General features: G+C 60.4%; 17 protein-coding genes. 14 read left to right on the top strand and 3 right to left on the bottom strand.

The window, feature by feature from the left end; all coding sequences use genetic code 11:
* Positions 1 to 15: 15 nt before the first annotated feature.
* Positions 16 to 1,455 (top strand): HD domain-containing phosphohydrolase, encoded by a 1,440-nt coding sequence (locus tag PS14A_RS10410; protein ID WP_212616097.1) that lies wholly within the window; start codon positions 16 to 18, stop codon positions 1,453 to 1,455.
* Between the two features lie 10 nt (positions 1,456 to 1,465).
* Here PS14A_RS10410 and PS14A_RS10405 read toward each other — a convergent pair whose 3' ends face one another.
* Positions 1,466 to 2,374, bottom strand: coding sequence for a LysR family transcriptional regulator (locus PS14A_RS10405; protein ID WP_212616096.1), 909 nt, complete (start codon positions 2,372 to 2,374; stop codon positions 1,466 to 1,468).
* A gap of 208 nt (positions 2,375 to 2,582) precedes the next feature.
* On the opposite strand from PS14A_RS10405, the gene PS14A_RS10400 reads away from it, so the two are divergent.
* The gene (locus PS14A_RS10400; RefSeq protein WP_212616095.1) at positions 2,583 to 3,359 is read left to right on the top strand and encodes an SDR family oxidoreductase; all 777 of its coding nucleotides are present in this window, start codon (positions 2,583 to 2,585) and stop codon (positions 3,357 to 3,359) included.
* 48 nt (positions 3,360 to 3,407) lie between these two features.
* Here the strand turns inward: PS14A_RS10400 and PS14A_RS10395 are convergent, their stop codons facing one another.
* Positions 3,408 to 4,301, bottom strand: coding sequence for a LysR family transcriptional regulator (locus tag PS14A_RS10395; RefSeq protein ID WP_137213332.1), 894 nt, complete (start codon positions 4,299 to 4,301; stop codon positions 3,408 to 3,410).
* A gap of 95 nt (positions 4,302 to 4,396) precedes the next feature.
* On the opposite strand from PS14A_RS10395, the gene PS14A_RS10390 reads away from it, so the two are divergent.
* Positions 4,397 to 5,563: an MFS transporter gene (locus PS14A_RS10390; RefSeq protein ID WP_137213331.1), complete on the top strand. Its 1,167-nt coding sequence runs from the start codon at positions 4,397 to 4,399 to the stop codon at positions 5,561 to 5,563.
* 12 nt (positions 5,564 to 5,575) lie between these two features.
* Here the strand turns inward: PS14A_RS10390 and PS14A_RS10385 are convergent, their stop codons facing one another.
* Complete coding sequence (locus tag PS14A_RS10385) at positions 5,576 to 6,751, bottom strand: DNA-binding transcriptional regulator (protein WP_212616094.1); 1,176 nt, start codon at positions 6,749 to 6,751, stop codon at positions 5,576 to 5,578.
* 289 nt (positions 6,752 to 7,040) lie between these two features.
* On the opposite strand from PS14A_RS10385, the gene xylA reads away from it, so the two are divergent.
* From xylA to PS14A_RS10330, 11 genes are all read left to right on the top strand, one after another.
* Positions 7,041 to 8,357, top strand: coding sequence for a xylose isomerase (xylA, locus tag PS14A_RS10380; RefSeq protein WP_110645763.1), 1,317 nt, complete (start codon positions 7,041 to 7,043; stop codon positions 8,355 to 8,357).
* 147 nt (positions 8,358 to 8,504) lie between these two features.
* Positions 8,505 to 9,506, top strand: coding sequence for a D-xylose ABC transporter substrate-binding protein (gene xylF, locus PS14A_RS10375; RefSeq protein ID WP_016774327.1), 1,002 nt, complete (start codon positions 8,505 to 8,507; stop codon positions 9,504 to 9,506).
* Positions 9,507 to 9,663: 157 nt separating this feature from the next.
* A complete protein-coding gene (gene xylG, locus PS14A_RS10370) occupies positions 9,664 to 11,220 on the top strand; it encodes a D-xylose ABC transporter ATP-binding protein (protein ID WP_039758957.1) in 1,557 nt (518 codons plus the stop codon).
* Positions 11,221 to 12,357 (top strand): sugar ABC transporter permease, encoded by a 1,137-nt coding sequence (locus PS14A_RS10365; protein ID WP_016774325.1) that lies wholly within the window; start codon positions 11,221 to 11,223, stop codon positions 12,355 to 12,357.
* 524 nt (positions 12,358 to 12,881) lie between these two features.
* On the top strand, positions 12,882 to 13,556 hold the full coding sequence (locus PS14A_RS10360) for an isochorismatase family cysteine hydrolase (RefSeq protein WP_212616093.1): 675 nt from the start codon (positions 12,882 to 12,884) through the stop codon (positions 13,554 to 13,556).
* 13 nt (positions 13,557 to 13,569) lie between these two features.
* Complete coding sequence (locus PS14A_RS10355; RefSeq protein WP_212616092.1) at positions 13,570 to 14,931, top strand: cytosine permease; 1,362 nt, start codon at positions 13,570 to 13,572, stop codon at positions 14,929 to 14,931.
* Positions 14,932 to 15,121: 190 nt separating this feature from the next.
* Complete coding sequence (locus PS14A_RS10350) at positions 15,122 to 16,048, top strand: DMT family transporter (protein WP_212616091.1); 927 nt, start codon at positions 15,122 to 15,124, stop codon at positions 16,046 to 16,048.
* Between the two features lie 218 nt (positions 16,049 to 16,266).
* Positions 16,267 to 17,211 carry a C4-dicarboxylate TRAP substrate-binding protein DctP gene (gene dctP, locus PS14A_RS10345; RefSeq protein WP_223630351.1) on the top strand — a complete coding sequence of 315 codons (945 nt, stop codon included), beginning with the start codon at positions 16,267 to 16,269 and terminating at the stop codon, positions 17,209 to 17,211.
* Positions 17,212 to 17,273: 62 nt separating this feature from the next.
* A complete protein-coding gene (locus PS14A_RS10340) occupies positions 17,274 to 17,906 on the top strand; it encodes a TRAP transporter small permease (protein WP_110599141.1) in 633 nt (210 codons plus the stop codon).
* On the top strand, positions 17,903 to 19,186 hold the full coding sequence (gene dctM, locus PS14A_RS10335) for a C4-dicarboxylate TRAP transporter large permease protein DctM (RefSeq protein ID WP_041480541.1): 1,284 nt from the start codon (positions 17,903 to 17,905) through the stop codon (positions 19,184 to 19,186). Before PS14A_RS10340 ends, dctM begins: the two co-directional genes overlap by 4 nt.
* Positions 19,187 to 19,269: 83 nt before the next feature.
* On the top strand, positions 19,270 to 20,220 hold the full coding sequence (locus PS14A_RS10330) for a TAXI family TRAP transporter solute-binding subunit (protein ID WP_212616090.1): 951 nt from the start codon (positions 19,270 to 19,272) through the stop codon (positions 20,218 to 20,220).
* Positions 20,221 to 20,278 lie beyond the last annotated feature (58 nt).

Here is a 20,278-nt window from a genome sequence, read left to right as displayed (position 1 = left end):
CCCGAGGCATTTTTCATGGATAGTGGCTTGCAACTGGACATCTCACTGGACGGCGCACTGGCAACCATCGCCCAGGTCGGTGACCTCAGCATGGGGCAACCGCTCGGTCACTCCCGGCGCGTTGCCGCTTTGGCGCGGATGCTCGCGCAGGCATGCCATGGCGACGGTGAGCATCTGCAGGTTGCAGAGCAGATTGCCTTGCTGCGCTGGTCTGGGTGCACGGCCAACGCCGAAGGCTTTGCCGACCTGCTGGGCGACGACGTCGATGGTCGCCGCGCGATGCTCGATCTGACCCTGGGCAATGAACAGATGAACGCGGTGCATCAGGCAACCCCGCTGGCCGTGGTGCACTGTGAAGTGTCCGGTGCAATCGCCAAAACCCTCCAGCTCGGAACCGCCGTTGAAGCGGGCCTGTGTCGGGTGTTCGAAACCTACGACGGCACTGGCCGACCACTGGGCGTAAGCCATGAGCACATCCCGGAAGTCGCCTATCAGGTGGTCATGGCCGGTGATCTGGACATTCTCACCCGCGCCCATGGCCTGGACGCGGCGCTGCGCTGGATCAGCGAGCAGTCGGATCGGCGCTATCCCGCATCGCTGGTGTCGTTGCTGGTGGCCAATGCCAAGGAATGGCTGGCGGATCTGGAAACGCTTTCCTCTAAAGTTGAACCCGCGCCCGAGCAGCGTCATGTCTCACTGACTTTGGTCGGAGACATCATTGACTTGAAGCTGCCATGGCTGGCCGGGCATTCGCGTCAGGTCGCCCATGTTGCCGTGGAAGCTGCGCGCCTGTGGGGCCTGGGTGAGCCGACGCTGACAGACATTGGCAAGTCCGCGCTGATTTACGGTCTCGGCCGCGCAGCCGTTTCCAATCACCTATGGAATAGCCCAGGGCCGCTGCCCTACGGTGCGGCAGAGCGAGTGCGCCTGGTGCCTTACTGGACGCAACAGGCGCTCCGACCGGTTCCTGAACTGACCGCGCCCGCCGAGATAGCCACCCACGCGTATGAACGGCTCGATGGCAGCGGCTATTTTCGCGGGGTGGCGGGTGATGCACTGAATGCCGAATATCGGCTGTTCGCCACCTCGGTCGCCTGGGTGGCGTTGAGGCAAGCCCGGCCATGGCGATCAGCCCACGACGAAACCGCAGCAGCCACGGTACTCAAAAAGGATGCTGGCCGTGGTCTGTTCGATAACGATGTCTGCGAAGCGGTCATTGCTGCCGCCAGTGGCGAGCGCCGCCTGCGGCAACCCAAGCCTTCGCTGCTGACAGCCCGTGAGTGCCGCATTCTCCTGGAAATCAGCCGTGGCGCGAGCAACAAGCAAGTCGCGCAACTGTTGGCTATCAGTCCGAGCACGGTGCGCACGCACATGGAAAGCATCTTTCGCAAACTGCAATGTTCGACCCGGGCAGCCGCCACCCTGAAGGGGCTGACACTGGGCTTGATCGCCTGAGTCCACCCGGTCACGCCTGATCAGCCTGCCTGGCGCGAGCCAGTTCGATGAATGCCCTGGCGGCCGCAGAGGGATTGCGGCGGTTCGGGTAGTACAGGCACAACCTGTCTCGGGGCGGCGTCCAGTCCTCGAGTACCTGCACGAACTCGCCGGTGCGGATTTCGTCACGAACGTCCTGCTCCATGAAAAAGCCCAGCCCCATGCCCGCCTGCACCGCGACCTTGACCACGCTCGATTCATCCAGGGTCAGCGGACCGTTCACATCCAGACGGGTGACTTCTCCGTCCCGCTCGAAATACCAGGGGAAAATCGCCCCGTTCGGCAGTCGCACGCGGATGCATCGATGCCCGGGCAGATCGGACGGCGTGCGCGGTTTGCCGTGTTGTGCAAAATACCCCGGCGAACCGACCACCGCGTAACGTTGCGGCGGGCCGACAGGCACCACAATCACGTCGTTGGGCACCAGGCCTGCCGAGCGCACGCCGAAATCGAAGCCGTCAGCCACGATATCCACCAGCCGGCCTTCGGTTACAAGGTCAATATGGACTTTCGGATGCTGCTGCAAAAACTCGATCACCAGTGGCAGCAGCGCCGAACGCGCAGCGCTGGCGAAGGCGTTGATGCGCAGCGTGCCCGAGGGTCCGGCGTTTTGCGAGCGCACTGCATCGAGTGCCGAACGCAAATCCTGCAAGGCTGGCCCCACCTGCTCGAGAAACACTCTCCCCGCTTCGGTGATGGCGACGCTACGGGTGGTGCGGTTGAACAGGCGCGATTCGAGGCGCGCTTCCAGTTGCGCAATGGTGTTGCTCAGCGCGGTGGTGGAGACGTCGAGATCAATGGCAGCCTGGCGAAACGACCCCCTTCGAGCCACGGCTATGACGGCGTCCAGTTCATTGAGGGCCAAGCGATCCTGAACCATGGATTGTCCTGTTTTTCGGGATAGGTCATTAATGTTTGTCCCAGTTGAACAAACCATCTGCAGCGCAGCAAGATGACTCCAGTTAATCAATCAGGAGTCAGCCAATGAACCTTCAACTTCCCGCCGTCGTGCAGACGTATGTCACAGTCATCGACGAGAGAGAAAACTACGACGCGACCCATCAATTCCGAGCGCTGGAGATTTCGCCATGCTGAATTCAGGATTGACTGGCAAGCGGGTCCTCGTCACCGGCGGCACCAAGGGAATCGGCAAAGCAGTGGTCGAGTGGTTCCTCGCCGAGGAGGCAAAGGTCATCACTTCGGCTCGGCAAGTGGACGTCGAAATGCCGGGCGCACTGCTGGTTGCGGCTGATCTTTCGACCCGGGAAGGTTGTGACGCACTCATCGCAGCGGTCCAACAGCAACTGGGCGGCGTCGACATAGTGGTTCATGTCCTGGGTGGCTCGTCGGCCCCCGGTGGTGGTTTTGCAGCGCTGGACGAGGAGCAGTGGCAACGCGAGCTCAATCTGAATTTGCTGCCAGCGGTGCGCCTCGATCGCGCCCTGCTCCCGGGCATGCTCGAGCGTCGGGATGGCGTGGTGATCCATGTCACCTCCATCCAGAGTCGATTGCCGCTGCCGGAATCCACCACAGCGTACGCGGCGGCCAAGGCTGCGCTGTCGACCTACAGCAAGAGCCTGTCGAAAGAGGTGTCGCCCAAAGGGGTCCGTGTGGTTCGGGTTTCCCCGGGCTGGGTCGAAACCGAAGCATCGGTGGCATTCGCCGAGCGACTCGCGCAGGAGGCTGGCACTGACTATCAGGGTGGCAAGGACATCATCATGCAAGCCTTGGGCGGTATCCCGCTCGGCCGCCCATCGACGCCAGCTGAAGTGGCTGAGCTGATCGGGTTTGTGGCGTCGCCGCGAGCGGCTTCGATCACAGGAAGTGAATTTGTGATCGACGGCGGGACCATCCCGACAATCTAGCCGCCAGCCTGCGGGTCAAGGACGACTCGCTGAATCCGACCGGCACGCTTACATCCGATGCTGCTCCAGCAAAAAATCCACGAACAAGCGCACCCGCACCGGCATCGCCGCGCCGCCGACGAACACCGCATGAATCGGTTCCTCATCGCCCGGGTTGAACGCTTGCAGCAGCGGGATCAGCGCGCCGCGCTGCAAGTCTTCCCTGACGGTGAACTCGCCAATGCGCGCAATGCCTGCACCGAGCCTGGCGAACTGGGCCAGTGCTTCGCCGCTGCTACATTCGATGTTGCCGCTGACTTTCAGCGAGAACTCCTTGCCGTCGCGGATAAACGGCCAGTTGGCTTCGGCGCGGCGGAAGTTGAAGCGCAGGCAGTTGTGCTTGAGCAGGTCTTCCGGTTCGAGAGGTGTGCCGTGGCGTTTCAGGTAGTCGGACGATGCGACCACGACTTGGCCGGTGTGGCCGAGCCGGCGGGCGGTGAGTGGGCTGTCGGGCAGATGGCCGAAGCGGATGGCGACGTCCGCCTGGCCGGCGAGGATGTCGACGACTTCGTCGCCAAGGCTGAGGTCGACGACGATGTTCGGGTAACGGACGGTGAAGGCTGCGACCAGCGGCACAATGGTCAGCCGTCCATGGCCAAGGGCGGCACTGACACGCAAGCGGCCCTTGGGTACGCCTTGATCGGTAATGGCCCCTTCCACTTCGTCCATGTCGGCGAGAATCCGCCGGGCACCGCGCAGGAAGGCCTCGCCCTCGGCGGTAAACGTCAGCGCGCGGGTCGTGCGCAGCAGCAGACGAGTGCCGAGGCGCTGCTCAGCGCGGGCGATGATCCGACTGACCGCCGAAGGCGTCAGCCCCAGCGCGCGCGCAGCCGCTGAGAGGCTGCCCTCCTGCGCCACGGTGACGAACACGCTCATTTCCCCTGACCTGCCGTTGAAGTCCATTCGTGCCTCTTACGCAAAGGTGATTGCCAAAATCGCCATCTACCGCCTTAAAACGATGGATCGTAGCATTGGCGGCATAGATGAGGAGACTTTCCATGCGTATCAATCCACCACTTGTTGCACTCGCTGTCGGCGCCTTTGGCATCGGCGTCACCGAGTTCGCGCCGATGGGCATGTTGCCCGGCATCGCCGCCGATCTCGGCGTTTCCATTCCCGCTGCGGGGTTGCTGGTCAGTGCCTACGCCTTGGGCGTGCTGCTCGGCGCGCCGCTGATGACCCTGACCACCGGCAAGATCCCGCGGCGCTATCTGCTGATCGGGCTGATGGCGATTTTCACCCTGGGTAACCTGATGTCGGCGCTGGCCACCGATTACTCCAGCCTGATGATCGCCCGGGTGATCACCTCGCTCAATCACGGCGCATTCTTTGGGGTTGGTTCGGTGGTCGCCGCCAGCGTGGTCGCGCCGGAAAAACGTGCCGGCGCCGTGGCGGCGATGTTCATGGGCCTGACGTTGGCGACTATCGGCGGTGTGCCGCTGGCAGCCTGGTTTGGTGAACTGTTTGGCTGGCGCACCGCGTTCTGGGGCATTACCGGCCTCGGCGTGCTGACCATGATCGCCTTGTGGTTCGCCCTGCCCAATCTGAAGGCAGAGCAAGGCGCGGGTGCGCTGGCGGAAATACGTGTATTGGGCCGCGGTCCGGTGTTGGCCGCGCTGGCCCTGACCGTGGTCGGCTCGAGTGCGATGTTCACCGTGTTCACTTACATCGCGCCGATCCTCAGCAGCGAAACCCACGCCTCCGCCGCGTTCATCACCGCCATGCTGGTGTTGTTCGGGATCGGGTTGACGCTGGGCAATATGTGGGGCGGCAAGGCTGCCGACCGTTCGATCGACCGCACCCTGATCGTGTCGCTGAGCGCATTGATTGTGGTGTTGCTGGCGTTCACGGTGCTGATGCGCTGGCCGCTGCCGGCCGCCGTGGCCATTCTGATCTGGGGTATCGCCAGCTTCGCTTTGGTGCCGCCGCTGCAGATGCGCGTGATGGAAGCGGCCAAGGACGCGCCGAATCTGGCTTCGGCGGTGAACATCGGTGCGTTCAATTTCGGCAACGCGATCGGCGCGGCGCTCGGTGGCGCGGTGATCAATGCCGGGCTGGGTTATCCGGCGATATCCCTGGCCGGCGCGGCGATGGCTGGTCTGGGCCTGCTGATGGTGCTGACGTTCGCCTGGCGCTCCAGAGCCAGTGCCGCTGCGCTGGCGTAAGTCTTCGCAGCGCTACGCCCCGCCCTGCTGATATTCGCGGGGCGTGCAGCCGAACTCGCGACGAAACACCGTGTGCAGATATTGCGCAGACTTGAAGCCGCAGGCCTGGGCAATGTCGGCAATCGCCGCATCGGTGTTCTTCAAACCGCTGGTAGCCGCCGCCAGTTTGAAACGCAGAATCTCGTCATGCACGCTGCAACCGCGCTCGGCGCGGAAATGCGCTTCCAGTGATGAACGCGACACCCCGACATACGCAGCCACCTGTGCGGTCTTGATGCCCTGACAGGCATATTGGCGGATGAACAGCAGCGCTTGCATGACGTAGGGATTACCCAGCGGTTGATGCAAGCTCGACACCTGCACGTTGACCGCGTCCGGCGGAACCAGAATCTGCGTGCCGGTGGACGGCATGCCGTGGAGCATCTGGTGCAGCAATTGCGCAGCGGTGCGGCCCATGGTTTCGGTGCCCTGAATCACCGAACTCAGCGGTACGCGAGTCAGGCTGCGGGTCAGCGGGTCGTTGTCGATGCCGATCAGCGCGACCTGCTCCGGCACGGCAATGCCGGCGGTCAGGCAGGCTTGCAGCAACTGGCGGGCACGGGCGTCGCTGACGGCGATGATGCCGATCGGTTTCGGCAGGCTGTGCAGCCAGGCGATCAGTTGTTCGACGGCGCTGTCCCACAGCGGGGCGCTGGTGCCCATGCCGCGATAGATCTCGGCGTGGAGGCCGTCTCGTTGCATCAGTTTGCGAAAGGCTTTTTCCCGCTCCTGCGCCCAGCGATTGGCCTGCGCCTCGGGCAGGCTGAAACAGGCAAAGCGCTGCAACCCCGCCTCGACCAGATGCGAGTAAGCCAGAGTGATCAATGCGTTGTTATCGGTGGCGACATAGGGAATCGCTTTCGGATAGGCGCGTGCATCCTCGTAGGAACCGCCCACCGCCACCACCGGCAAATGAATGTCGGCCAGCGCCTCGCCGATCAGCGGATCGTCAAAGTCGGCAATGATCCCGTCACCCTGCCAGCGCTCGATGCCTTTCAAGCGGCAGAGAAAGTCCTCTTCCAGAAACAGGTCCCAGGAAGCGCGGGTGCTGCTCAGGTAGTTGCCAATGCCGCTGATGATTCCACGGTCGTAGATCTTGCTGCCGTTGAACAACAGGGCGATGCGGTGCACGGGCGGTAGGCTCTTCATTCAGTATCCGGATTTTGCGTCAAGCCATTCGCGAGCAGGCTCGCTCCCACACGGTTTTGTGAACGACACAAGTTCAATGTGGGAGCGAGCCTGCTCGCGAAAGCGGCCTCAAATTGTTTTTGTACTGTTCCAGGCCGCCATGTCGCGGCGACGATGGACACAGACTAGGCCTGCGAGCGCTGAAGCTCAATACGCAAAATCGCACTCGCAGTTGAGGCTTTTCATAATCAGCGGGCACGGGGCCGTTGCTAGTATCGAGACACCGCCAAGAACAACAAGGACAAGGTCCATGCAGTATTTTCCCAATATCGAGCCGGTTCGCTACGAAGGCCCGAACAGTGATTCGCCCCTCGCTTTCCGCCACTACGACGCCGACAAGCTGATCCTCGGCAAACCCATGCGTGAACACCTGCGCATGGCCGCCTGCTACTGGCACACCTTCGTCTGGCCGGGCTCCGATGTGTTCGGTGCCGGCACCTTCAAACGCCCGTGGCAACGCAGTGGCGAACCGATGGAACTGGCTATCGGCAAGGCTCAAGCCGCATTCGAGTTCTTCAGCAAACTGGGCATCGATTACTACTGCTTTCACGACACGGACGTCGCCCCGGAAGGCAACTCGCTGAAGGAGTACCGCGAACACTTCGCGCAAATGGTCGACCGCCTTGAGCAACATCAGGAACAGAGCGGTATCAAGTTGCTCTGGGGCACCGCCAACTGCTTCAGCAATCCTCGTTTTGCCGCCGGTGCCGCGAGCAATCCCGATCCGGAAGTGTTCGCCTGCGCCGCCGCGCAAGTGTTCAGCGCAATGAACGCGACTCATCGCCTCAAGGGTTCCAACTACGTGCTGTGGGGCGGTCGTGAAGGCTACGAAACCCTGCTCAACACCGATCTGAAACGCGAGCGCGAACAACTCGGGCGCTTCATGCGCATGGTGGTCGAGCACAAGCACAAGATCGGTTTCACCGGTGACCTGTTGATCGAGCCCAAGCCGCAGGAGCCGACCAAGCACCAATACGATTACGACAGCGCCACGGTGTTCGGCTTCCTCCAGCAGTACGGCCTGGAGAAGGAAATCAAGGTCAACATCGAGGCCAACCACGCGACCCTGGCCGGCCACAGCTTTCATCACGAAATCGCCACGGCCGCCTCGCTGGGAATTTTCGGCAGCATCGACGCCAACCGTGGCGATCCGCAGAACGGCTGGGACACCGACCAGTTCCCCAACAGCGTCGAAGAAATGACCCTGGCGACCTATGAAATCCTCAAGGCCGGCGGTTTCAAGAATGGCGGTTTCAACTTCGACTCCAAGGTGCGCCGGCAGAGCCTCGACGAGATCGACCTTTTCCACGGCCACGTCGGCGCCATGGACGTTCTTGCCCTGTCGCTGGAACGCGCCGCTGCGATGGTTGAGAACGACCGACTACAAACCCTCAAGGACCAACGCTACGCCGGCTGGCGTCAGCCGTTCGGGCAAGCGGTGATGGCGGGCGACTTCAATCTTGAGTCGCTGGCCGAGCACGCGTTCACCAACGAGCTGAACCCGCAAGCCGTCAGCGGCCGCCAGGAAATGCTCGAAAACATCGTCAACCGTTACCTGTATCGCTGATCGCCGAGACCCTCTGTCGACGCAACGACGCTGTGACAATTGCACGACAATTCTGTGCCTGCTGCGTCGGCAGATTCTCTACAGTTCTACCAGCCCGATTCATCGTCAGGCCGTGTCTTTCCAACAAAAATAAAAGGACGCACCACCATGAAGAACTTGAAACGTACGCTGTTGGCCAGTGCCCTGGCGTTGTTGGCTCTGCCGGTAATGGCCGACGCCACCCACCCGAAAATCGGTTTCTCCATTGACGATCTGCGTCTGGAACGCTGGTCGCGCGACCGCGATTACTTCGTCGCGGCGGCGGAAAAAATGGACGCCAAAGTCTTCGTGCAATCGGCGGACGCCAACGAGCAGAAGCAGATTTCGCAGATCGAAAACCTCATCTCTCGCGGCGTCGATGTAATCGTCATCGTGCCGTTCAACGCGACAGTGCTGACCAACGCCGTCGCCGAGGCGAAGAAAGCCGGGATTAAAGTGGTGTCTTACGACCGGCTGATTCTCAACGCCGATGTCGACGCCTATATCTCCTTCGATAACGAAAAGGTCGGCGAAATGCAGGCCGGCGGCGTGCTGAAAGCGGCGCCCAAGGGCAATTACTTCTTGCTGGGTGGCGCGCCGACCGACAACAACGCCAAGATCCTCCGTGAAGGCCAGATGAAAGTGCTGCAACCGGCCATCGACAAGGGCGATATCAAGATCGTTGGCCAGCAGTGGGTCAAGGAATGGAACCCGACCGAAGCGCTGAGCATCGTCGAAAACGCGCTGACCCGTAACAACAACAAAATCGACGGCATCGTCGCCTCCAACGACGCCACCGCTGGCGGCGCCATCCAGGCACTGGCCGCGCAGCAACTGGCCGGCAAGGTGCCGATTTCCGGTCAGGACGCCGACCTCGCAGCGGTCAAACGCGTGATCGCCGGCACGCAAACCATGACCGTTTACAAACCGCTGAAACTCATCGCCTCCGAAGCGGCCAAGCTCTCGGTGCAACTGGCACGCAACGAAAAACCGGCCTACACCTCGCAGTACGACAACGGCAGCAAAAAGGTCGACACCATCCTGCTCACGCCAACGCCGTTGACCAAGGACAACATCGACTTGCTCGAACAGGACGGCTTCTACACCAAGGCGCAGATTGCCGGGCAGTGATCCGGTCGTAAATCTTGATCAGACCTGTGGGAGCGAGCCTGCTCGCGAAAGCGGAGTGTCAGTCAGTAAAGCTCTGGCTGAAAAGGCCCCTTCGCGAGCAGGCTCGCTCCCACACAGGTTCAGTGGTGTTTGAGTCCCTGGTATACGAGCCTTTTCCATGTCCGACTATCTGCTGCAAATGAACGGCATCGTCAAAACCTTCGGCGGTGTCAAAGCGCTCAACGGCATCGACATCAAGGTCCGACCCGGCGAATGCGTGGGCCTGTGCGGCGAGAATGGCGCCGGCAAGTCGACGCTGATGAAGATCCTTTCGGCGGTCTATCCCCATGGCACTTGGGACGGCGAAATCCTCTGGGACGGGCAACCGCTCCGGGCGCAGTCGATCAGCGAAACCGAGGCCGCCGGCATCGTCATCATCCATCAGGAACTGACCCTGGTTCCGGATCTGTCGGTGGCGGAAAACATCTTCATGGGCCATGAGCTGACGCTGCCGGGCGGGCGCATGAACTACCCGGCGATGATCCACCGCGCCGAAGCCTTGATGCGTGAATTGAAAGTGCCGGACATGAACGTGTCGCTGCCGGTTTCGCAGTACGGCGGCGGTTATCAGCAACTGGTGGAAATCGCCAAGGCCCTGAACAAACAGGCGCGTCTGCTGATCCTCGACGAACCCTCCTCGGCCCTGAGCCGCTCGGAAATCGAAGTGCTGCTGGACATCATCCGCGACCTCAAAGCCAAGGGCGTCGCCTGCGTCTACATCTCGCACAAACTCGATGAAGTCGCCGCCGTATGCGACACCATTTCGGTGATCCGCGACGGCAAACACATCGCCACCACCGCCATGGCCGACATGGACATTCCGCAGATCATCACGCAGATGGTCGGCCGCGAAATGAGCAATCTCTACCCCAGCGAGCCGCATGAGATTGGCGAGGTGATTTTCGAGGCGCGCCACATTACCTGCTATGACGTCGACAACCCCAAGCGTAAACGGGTCGATGACATTTCCTTCAGCCTCAAGCGCGGCGAGATTCTTGGCATTGCCGGGCTGGTCGGGGCCGGCCGCACCGAGCTGGTCACCGCACTGTTCGGCGCTTACCCCGGCCGCCATGAAGGCGAAGTCTGGCTGGATGGCCAGCCGATCGACACGCGCACGCCGCTGAAAGCGATCCGCGCCGGCCTGTGCCTGGTGCCTGAAGATCGCAAGCGCCAAGGCATCATTCCGGATCTCGGTGTCGGTCAGAACATCACCCTCGCCGTGCTCGAGAGTTATTCGAAAATGACCCGCATCGATGCCGAAGCCGAACTGGGCTGCATCGACCGGGAAATCTCCCGCCTGCATCTGAAGACCGCAAGTCCGTCCCTGCCGATCACCAGCCTGTCGGGCGGCAATCAGCAAAAAGCCGTACTGGCCAAGATGCTGCTGGCCAAACCGCGCGTGCTGATTCTCGACGAGCCGACCCGAGGCGTGGACGTCGGCGCCAAGTATGAGATCTACAAGTTGATGGGCGCGCTCGCCGCTGAGGGCGTGTCGATCATCATGGTTTCGTCGGAACTGGCCGAAGTGCTCGGCGTCTCCGACCGCGTGCTGGTGATCGGCGAAGGCCAGTTGCGCGGCGACTTCGTCAACCATGAGCTGACCCAGGAACAGGTACTCGCCGCCGCCCTCAGCCAGCCGGGCAGCCATAACAATAATGATCGGAAAACCGCGTAAATGAATCAGGTCAAACAACTGTTCACCCGCTACAAAATGCTCGCGCTGGTATTCGCCGTGGTGCTGATCTGGCTGTTCTTCAGCTGGCAGACCGAAGGCGGTTTCCTCACCCCGCGCAACCTTTCCAACCTGCTGCGGCAGATGTCGATCACCGGCATCCTCGCCTGCGGCATGGTGCTGGTGATCATCAGCGGCGAGATCGATTTGTCGGTGGGCTCATTGCTCGGCCTGCTGGGTGGCCTCGCGGCGATACTCGACGTGGTCTATCACATTCCGCTGCTGGCGAATCTGAGCCTGGTCGCCCTGTGCGGCCTGATGATCGGCCTCGCCAACGGCTACATGGCGGCGTACTTGCGCATACCGTCATTTATCGTCGGGCTGGGCGGCATGTTGGCGTTTCGCGGCATTTTGCTGGGGATCACCGGCGGCACTACCATCGCCCCGGTATCGCCGGAGCTGGTCTATGTCGGCCAAGGTTATCTGCCCCACGCGATCGGCACTGGCCTGGGTGTGCTGCTGTTTGTGCTGACGGTGTTCCTGACCTGGAAACAACGACGCAATCGCGCCCTGCATGGCCTGGCGGCGCATTCACTGGTGCGTGATGTTGTGCGCGTGCTGGTGATCGGCGCGGTGCTGGCGGGTTTTGTTCAGACGCTCAACAGCTATGACGGCATTCCCGTGCCGGTGCTGCTGTTGCTGATTCTGCTCGGGGTGTTCAGTTACGTCACCAGCCAGACCGTGTTCGGCCGCCGGGTCTATTCGGTCGGCAGCAACATGGAAGCGACGCGCCTGTCCGGCATCAATGTGCAAGCGGTCAAGCTGTGGATCTTCGGCATCATGGGCGTGATGTGCGCCCTCGCCGGCGTGGTCAACACCGCACGCCTCGCCGCCGGCTCACCGTCCGCCGGCAGCATGGGCGAACTCGACGCCATCGCCGCCTGCTTCATCGGCGGCACCTCCATGCGCGGCGGCTCCGGCACCGTCTACGGCGCCCTCCTCGGCGCACTGGTGATTACCAGTCTGGACAACGGCATGTCCATGCTCGACGTGGATAGCTACTGGCAGATGATCGTCAAGGGCAGCATTCTGGTGTTGGCGGTCTGGGTGGATGTGAGTACGCGTACGGCGCGGCGTTGATCGCCGCGAGCCTGGAGGGATCTGCTTCAAAAGGGAGCAAGAACGCAAGCCGCTGCTACGCTACGTAACACAATATTATGGAATACCAGATACCACAAAACATTGCTTTGAACGCTTGGTCCGCTCTGGCTCAATGGCTTCGAAGGCCTTGCACAGCTTGGCCCGTATCTTGCTCCTCCAGTGCATATCGCGCTCAAGGTCTACGGCCATGCCTGCATCCTCCGCAAATTTCGGCGACGCTCACACCCGCTCTTCAAGCGCGGTGTGTGCGTTGCCGTGCGCAGCCATGGCGCGTTATCTCCGTCGATTCCGCTCTTCGTCCTCCATCGTGCTGCCGCAGCTGCCATCCTGCGTGAGCGCGAAGCAAAACGGTTTCTGGCAGATAGTCAGGTAACACCTCCCCACGAGAGTCTCTCTCGATCTCTCGCAGTTTCCGCCTTGGCGGATCGCTGCGCACCGTCATTACCGAGTTTTCTGGTGAGTCCCTCCGGCTCGCCCGACGCTCTGCATCCGGAACAAACCTGATGAACCAAGACACCGCCTTGCTTGTGATCGATATGCAAAAGGAAGATGGCTTCCCGCTCGAACGCTTCGATCAAGTGGTCGATAACGCCGCATCCCTGATCGATCGCGCTCGCCAGTTGCACATCCCGATTTTCTACACCCGCCATGTCAACGACGCTCCGGGCCGCGATCTGGCGCTGGGCGAACCGGTAGACGACCAAGGCAGGCCAACGACTTACCGCGCCGGCACATCTGCGATCGAGATCATTGACGCTCTGGCGCCTCGAGACGCTGACGTCGTCATCGATAAACGCCGCTACAGCGCCTTCCACGGCACCCGTTTGGCTCAAATGCTCAACCGCCGAGGCATCAAGCACCTGGTGGTCATCGGCGTGCTGACGGATGTGTGTGTCATGAGCAGTCTGTTCGACGCCTATCAGCACGACTTCCAGGTCAGCCTTGTCGCTGACGCCTGTAGTGCGACTACAGAGGGAGCGCATTACTCGGCACTGTTCATCCTTTCCAACTGGCTGTACGGGCTGGAGCTCTTCACCACCGAGCAGTTGTCGAGACGCTGGAACAACGAGCCGGCAACATCGCTTCGAACCGCTGAACCCGATCACCTCGCCTTCCAGCCAGATGAATTCCCACAAGTCGTAGCGCGCTTTCAACGCCGCCTCGTCGACGCCTGCTGAACGGAGAACAGACATGAAAGTTGAAAAACGCAGCATCGACTTTATCCCTGAGAGCGAGCGTCACGGTCGGCCACGTTCCCTGTTCTTCGTCTGGTTTGGTGCCAACGCCAACATCACCACGGTAGCGGCTGGAGTGTTGCCCATCAGCCTGGGACTCAATCTTTTCTGGAGTGCGCTATCGATTCTTATCGGTTCGCTGATTGGTGCAATCTTCATGGCTTCGCACTCCGCACAGGGGCCGAGACTGGGTATTCCGCAGATGATCCAGAGCCGGGCACAATTCGGGGTTTTCGGCGCTATCGTACCGCTGCTGTTCGTCATGCTTATTTATTTGGGCTTTTTCGTCAGCAACACGCTGTTGGCTGCTCAGGCGGTGAGCGACCTGAGCCCGTTGAGCACCGCTGGCAACATCGCTCTGCTGGGCGCGGCATGCTTCCTGGTCGCGCTGTTCGGCTACCAATTGATTCATCGCGTACAGAAGCTGCTTTCGCTGATTTCGATTGCCGTGTTCGGCATCGCCACCCTGCTCGCTCTCGCGCTGCCGATAGAGGCCGGCCAATGGACCGCGCAGGGTTTCAATCTGGTCAGCTTCCTCGCCTCTGTCAGTATCGCGGTCACTTGGCAACTGTCCTACGCACCTTACGTGGCGGACTACTCTCGCTATTTGCCGAGCGCCACATCCACCCGCCAAGTGTTCTGGTACAGCTATGCCGGTACCGTGATCGGCGGAAGCTGGATGATGTTGTTAGGCGCCGTACTGGCCAAGGGCATGGTGGGGTTCTCCGATAATGTCGGGCTGCATCTGATAGGCCTGCTCGGAGGAGGCACCCTGCTGATGGTGGCATTCGTGCTTTACGGCCAGATCGCCATCAACGTGTTCAACCTGTATGGCGCTTTCATGTCGACGGTCACGATGATCGAGCCTTTCTCTGCGCTCAAAATCACCCCGTCTGTACGTGCGGGATTCCTGCTGATCATCTGCACGACCGCTACCGGTTTATGCACTCTGGCGCAGGACGACTTTCTGCAGTTCTTCCTGAATTTCATCTTTTTCATGAGCTACTTTCTGATCCCCTGGACGGCGATCAATCTTGTCGACTACTACGCGCTGCGCAAAGGCGTTTACCGGATTGCCGACATCTTCGATCCGGCAGGCATCTACGGTCGGGTGAACTGGACAGCAATCGCAGTATTCCTTTGCACCATTGCTCTGGAGATTCCGTTCGTGAATACCTCGATGTACGTCGGGCCTGTTGCCACCAGCCTGCAAGGCGTAGACCTGGCGTGGGCCGTTGGCTTGCTGTTCCCTGCGTACGCTTATTACGCCCTCATGCGCCGGCGCGGTTCGCTGTTGCTCAAGGCAACGGGAGTCTGACTGAGCAGAGCAGATCTGCTTTCCAAAACCCGGAGACAGGGGCTGAGGTCTGTGAGCGCAGACGTCAGCCCCTCTTCGGACCAGCCCGTCAGGGCATGCGCATCTCATACGCAGTGCCGGACCTTAACCATCTGTAATGCACGAACGTCTGCTAGGATCGCAACTCACTGACGGAACAGGAGCACGGTGCGTGAGCAAGCACAATGCGAGCAGCGACAGCGTTTCCAAGGGCATAGTGCTGATCAGCGCTGCTGTCTTTTTGCTCTCGCTGGCCGATGCAGCGGTCAAATACTTCAGCGCACGCCTACCGCTCTGGCAGCTGTTTCTCCTGGTGTCTTGTCTGTCGGTTCCCGCCCTTGGAGTCTGGCTCGGCAGGCGCATCAGATCGGGCCGCCAGGGGATTGCTTCGGTGTACTGGGTGACCGTCCGGAGCATCCTGCTTTTGTTGATGTGGGTAACGTATTACGCGGCATTACCGCTGATCCCATTATCAGTCGCTGCCGTGGCGATCTACACGACGCCCCTGTTCATTGCGCTTTTTTCCACCCTTTATGGAGGTGAGCCGTTATCACTGCGTGGCTGGGTGGCGATAGCAACAGGCTTTGCGGGTGTCGCAACGGTGTTACGTCCAGGCTCGGACATCTTCGTTCTCGCAACGCTGCTGCCCGTCATCGCTGCTGTGTTCTACGCGCTTGCGATGGTAGTGACGCGCCGACATTGTCGCAGTGAACATCCACTGGTATTGGCTCTTGGTTTGAATACAGCTTTCCTCGTCGCCGCCAGCATCGGCGCAATCGCTACGCTGATGGTCAGTGACACGGCTGCCACAACTGGCGGTTTTCTACTCTCCCCATGGCAAACGCTTGATTGGCAAGTGACACTGTTCATCTTCTGTTATGCCTGCGCTCTGATCTTCATCAACACCGCTACCGCCAAGGCTTATCAAATCGCGCCCGCGGCACTGATCGGCACGTTTGATTACGCCTACCTGGTTTTTGCCTGTCTTTGGGGTTACGTGGTGTTCCACGAGGTCCCGGATATTTTTACATGGGCAGGAATGGCGTTGATTTTGATTGCCGGCTTGCTGGTAATCCGCGCCCAGAAAGACGGCCAGTAACTTCTCCTGTGACAGTTGACAGTCGGGCCTTCTGACAGTGTTTTGCCTTTTCTGGTCAATTCCCCGGCAAATCAGATATTTCTGCCTAGACTTGAACATGTCTCGGCACTTGAACGCGTTCAGCGCGTCGAGCGGTCATTACAATAAAAACAAGAGGAATCACCCAGATGCTCAGATCTCTGTTCAGCGCACTTGCCTGCGCTTTGGCGGTAAGCAGCATGAACCCGGCCATGGCGGCAGACCCGGTGATCATCAAGTTCTCGCATGTGGTCGCTGACCAGACGCCCAAGGGGCAAGGTGCGTTGCTGTTCAAGAAACTGGTCGAGGAACGCTTGCCGGGCAAGGTCAAAGTCGAGGTGTATCCCAACTCCTCGCTTTTTGGTGACGGCAAGGAAATGGAAGCCCTGTTGCTCGGCGATGTACAGATGATTGCGCCGTCGCTGGCCAAGTTCGAGCAGTACACCAAGTCAGTGCAGTTGTTCGACCTGCCCTTCCTCTTCAATGACATCAACGCTGTCGACCGCTTTCAACTGAGCCCGCAGGGTCAGGGCCTGCTCAAATCCATGGAAAGCAAAAACATCACCGGCCTGGCTTATTGGCACAACGGCATGAAACAACTGTCGGCCAACAAGCCACTGCGTGTACCGGCTGATGCGCGCGGCCTGAAGTTCCGCGTGCAGGCCTCGGCGGTGCTGGAGGAGCAGTTCAAGGCGGTGCGCGCCAATCCGCGCAAGATGAGTTTTGCTGAGGTATATCAAGGCCTGCAGACCGGTGTGGTCAACGGGGCGGAGAATCCTTACTCGAACATCTACAGCCAGAAGATGCATGAAGTGCAGAAATACATCACCGAATCCAACCACGGTGTACTGGACTACATGCTGATCACCAACACCAAGTTCTGGAACGGCCTGCCGCCCGACGTGCGCAGCGAACTGGACAAGATCGTCGTGGAAGTCACCACCCACGTGAACAAGGAAGCCCAACAACTGAACGAGGGTGACAAGCAGCGCATCCTTGCCGCCAAAACCACGGAAATCATCACGCTTACGCCAGAAGAACGTGGGCAATGGCGCGATGCGATGAAACCGGTGTGGAAGAAATTCGAAGGCGAAATCGGCGCTGAGCTGATCTCTGCTGCCGAAGCCGCAAACCAGGCGCAATAATCGCAAGGCAGGCGCCGCTGCGTCGGCGCCTGCCCGTCTTCACTCGACGTGAGATGCCATCCATGAAAGCGCTTCGGCGAATCTGGGAACACTTCGAGGAAGGCTTCATCGTCTTCCTTCTGGCGGCCATGACCCTCGTCACGTTTGTCTACGTGATCCTCAATAACTTCTACAGCCTGTTTTACTGGCTCGCCGATCATTGGCCGGCAGCGAGTGTCCCGCTGTTCGCTGTTGGCGATCAGATCATGGGCATGGCGCAGGCCATGACCTGGAGCACCGCCCTGACCAAAGCGCTGTTCGGTTGGCTGATTTTTTTCGGCCTGGCCTATGGCGTGCGCACCGCCGGGCATATCGGTGTCGACGCACTGGTCAAACTGGCGCGCAGATCGGTACAGCGCTACATCGGCATTTTGGCCTGCCTGTGCTGCCTGGCCTACGCAGGGCTGCTGGCCGTCGCCAGCTTCGAATGGATTGAAACCTTGATGAACGCCGGTATCGGCGCCGAGGATCTCGGCCATTTCGGCGTCATGCAGTGGCATATCGGGTTGATCGTGCCGCTGGGCTTCGCGCTGGTGTTCATCCGCTTCGCTGAAATTCTCCTGCGCATCCTGCTCAACCGTCAGACCGGCCTCGGCCTGGCCGATGAGGCGGCCGACGCGCTGAAACTTGCCGAACACGAGGAAGACAAGCCATGACCATTGCCTTCCTGTTCGTGGCCCTGTTCGCCTTGATGTTCATCGGCGTGCCGATCGCCATCTCGCTGGGCCTGGCCGGCTCCTTGACGATCATTTTCTTCAGTCCCGACTCGGTGCGCTCGCTGGCGATCAAACTGTTCGAGACCTCGGAACACTACACGCTGCTGGCCATTCCGTTTTTCCTGCTGGCCGGGGCCTTCATGACCACCGGCGGCGTCGCCCGCCGGCTGATCGACTTCGCCAACGCCTGTGTCGGGCATATTCGCGGCGGCCTGGCCATCGCGGCGGTGCTGGCCTGCATGCTGTTCGCCGCCCTCTCCGGTTCAAGCCCCGCCACGGTCGCTGCGGTGGGCTCGATTGCGATTGCCGGGATGGTCCGTTCCGGCTACCCGCAAGCGTTCGGCGCAGGGATCATCTGCAACGCCGGTACGCTGGGCATCCTTATCCCGCCGTCGATCGTGATGGTGGTTTACGCCGCTGCTACAGAGACTTCCGTGGGCAAGCTGTTCATGGCCGGCGTGGTGCCTGGCCTGCTGCTGGGCACGGCATTGATGGTGGCGATCTACATCGTTGCGGTGAAGAAAAATCTCCCCGCCTTGCCGCGTGCGACGCTTCGCGAGTTTCTGAGTACGGCACGCCAGGCAATATGGGGCCTGTTGCTGATGGTGATTATCCTCGGCGGCATCTATTCGGGCATGTTCACCCCGACCGAAGCTGCCGCAGTGGCAGCCGTCTATTCGGCCTTTATCGCTCTGTTCGTCTACAAGGATCTGACCTTTCGCGAGACACCGAAGGTTCTGCTCGACTCGGCCAAGCTGAGCATCATGCTGATGTTCATCATTGCCAACGCCATGCTGTTCGCCCACGTGCTGACCACCGAACAGTTACCCCAACAAATCACTGCCTGGGTGATCGACGCCGGCCTGACGCCGGTGACGTTCCTGCTGGTGGTCAACATTGTCCTGTTGATTGCCGGCGCGTTCATGGAACCGTCGGCGATCATCCTGATCCTGGCGCCCATCCTTTTTCCTATCGCGATGAAACTGGGCATCGATCCGATTCACCTCGGCATCATCATGGTGGTCAACCTTGAGATCGGCCTGATCACGCCACCGGTGGGCCTGAACCTGTTCGTGACCTCGGCGGTGACCGGCATGTCCTTGCCCGCCACAGTCAAAGCCGCGATGCCCTGGTTGTCGATTCTGCTGTTGTTCCTGATCCTGATTACTTACGTGCCGTGGATCTCACTGGTGCTGCCGAACTGGCTGGGGATGAACTGACGTCGTGACGATCACGTCCAGCCGGGATCGACCCAAGTGCAATCACTCTGCTTAAAACCATAACAAGACGGAGAAGTGCCCCCATGCGAGTCAAAACACGCTTTGCCCTGCTGGCCGCCGCCACGCTGACCCTTAGCAGTGCTGCGCAGGCCGCGCCCGTGTTCATCAATATCCTCACCGGCGGAACCAGCGGGGTTTACTACCCGATCGGAGTCGGCCTGTCGCAAATCTACAGCGACGGCATTGCCGGTTCTAAGACATCGGTGCAGGCCACCAAAGCGTCGGTAGAAAACCTCAATTTGCTACAGGCCGGTCGCGGCGAGTTGGCCCTGGCTTTGGGCGACTCAGTGGCCGACGCCAAAAACGGCGTGGAGGACGCCGGCTTCAAAACACCGCTGACCAAATTGCGCGCCTTGGGCGGCGCCTATCCCAATTACATTCAAATCGTCGCCAGCCAGGAGTCGGGGATCAAAAGCCTCGCCGATCTCAAGGGCAAGACCATCTCGGTAGGCGCCCCAAAATCCGGCACCGAATTGAATGCGCGGGCGATATTCAAAGCGGCCGGCCTGACCTACGAGGACATGGGCAAGGTGCAATATCTGCCGTTTGCCGAATCGGTGGAATTGATCAAGAACCGGCAACTGGACGCCACCCTGCAATCGTCGGGACTGGGCATGGCCGCCATTCGTGACCTGTCGTCGGTGATGCCGCTGAACTACGTGGCTATCCCGAGCGAAGTGGTGGCAAAAATCGGCAATCCGGCCTATCAGAGCGCAATGATCCCGGCCAACACCTACGACGGACAGGCCGAAGCCGTGCCCACCGTGGCAATCACCAATATTCTGGTGACCCGCGCCGACCTGCCGGATGACGTCGTCTATGACATGACCCGCCTGCTGTTCGACAACCTGGGACGCTTGGGTAACTCCCATTCGGCGGCCAAGGACATCAAGCTGGAAGCGGCTGCGAAAAACCTGCCGATCGCGCTGCACCCCGGCGCCGAGCGCTACTACAAGGAAAAAGGCGCTTTATAAGCGCTTGTGCGCAGTGGCGTGACGGCCACTGCAGCGTCGATTCCTTTGTGTGGTCATG

The sequence above is a fragment of the Pseudomonas sp. 14A genome (genome assembly GCF_018132745.1).
Lineage (GTDB): Bacteria > Pseudomonadota > Gammaproteobacteria > Pseudomonadales > Pseudomonadaceae > Aquipseudomonas > Aquipseudomonas mercuritolerans.
The sequence above is the reverse complement of the archived record's forward strand: the minus strand, read 5'-3'. Positions and strand labels throughout refer to the sequence as shown.

Excerpts from the sequence above, each read along its gene's own strand:
- PS14A_RS10410 (WP_212616097.1), top strand. The coding sequence starts at position 16 with ATGGATAGTGGCTTGCAACTGGACATCTCACTGGACGGCGCACTGGCA.
- PS14A_RS10405 (WP_212616096.1), bottom strand. The coding sequence starts at position 2,374 with ATGGTTCAGGATCGCTTGGCCCTCAATGAACTGGACGCCGTCATAGCC.
- PS14A_RS10400 (WP_212616095.1), top strand. The coding sequence starts at position 2,583 with ATGCTGAATTCAGGATTGACTGGCAAGCGGGTCCTCGTCACCGGCGGC.
- PS14A_RS10395 (WP_137213332.1), bottom strand. The coding sequence starts at position 4,301 with ATGGACTTCAACGGCAGGTCAGGGGAAATGAGCGTGTTCGTCACCGTG.
- PS14A_RS10390 (WP_137213331.1), top strand. The coding sequence starts at position 4,397 with ATGCGTATCAATCCACCACTTGTTGCACTCGCTGTCGGCGCCTTTGGC.
- PS14A_RS10385 (WP_212616094.1), bottom strand. The coding sequence starts at position 6,751 with ATGAAGAGCCTACCGCCCGTGCACCGCATCGCCCTGTTGTTCAACGGC.
- xylA (WP_110645763.1), top strand. The coding sequence starts at position 7,041 with ATGCAGTATTTTCCCAATATCGAGCCGGTTCGCTACGAAGGCCCGAAC.
- xylF (WP_016774327.1), top strand. The coding sequence starts at position 8,505 with ATGAAGAACTTGAAACGTACGCTGTTGGCCAGTGCCCTGGCGTTGTTG.
- xylG (WP_039758957.1), top strand. The coding sequence starts at position 9,664 with ATGTCCGACTATCTGCTGCAAATGAACGGCATCGTCAAAACCTTCGGC.
- PS14A_RS10365 (WP_016774325.1), top strand. The coding sequence starts at position 11,221 with ATGAATCAGGTCAAACAACTGTTCACCCGCTACAAAATGCTCGCGCTG.
- PS14A_RS10360 (WP_212616093.1), top strand. The coding sequence starts at position 12,882 with ATGAACCAAGACACCGCCTTGCTTGTGATCGATATGCAAAAGGAAGAT.
- PS14A_RS10355 (WP_212616092.1), top strand. The coding sequence starts at position 13,570 with ATGAAAGTTGAAAAACGCAGCATCGACTTTATCCCTGAGAGCGAGCGT.
- dctP (WP_223630351.1), top strand. The coding sequence starts at position 16,267 with ATGAACCCGGCCATGGCGGCAGACCCGGTGATCATCAAGTTCTCGCAT.
- PS14A_RS10340 (WP_110599141.1), top strand. The coding sequence starts at position 17,274 with ATGAAAGCGCTTCGGCGAATCTGGGAACACTTCGAGGAAGGCTTCATC.
- dctM (WP_041480541.1), top strand. The coding sequence starts at position 17,903 with ATGACCATTGCCTTCCTGTTCGTGGCCCTGTTCGCCTTGATGTTCATC.
- PS14A_RS10330 (WP_212616090.1), top strand. The coding sequence starts at position 19,270 with ATGCGAGTCAAAACACGCTTTGCCCTGCTGGCCGCCGCCACGCTGACC.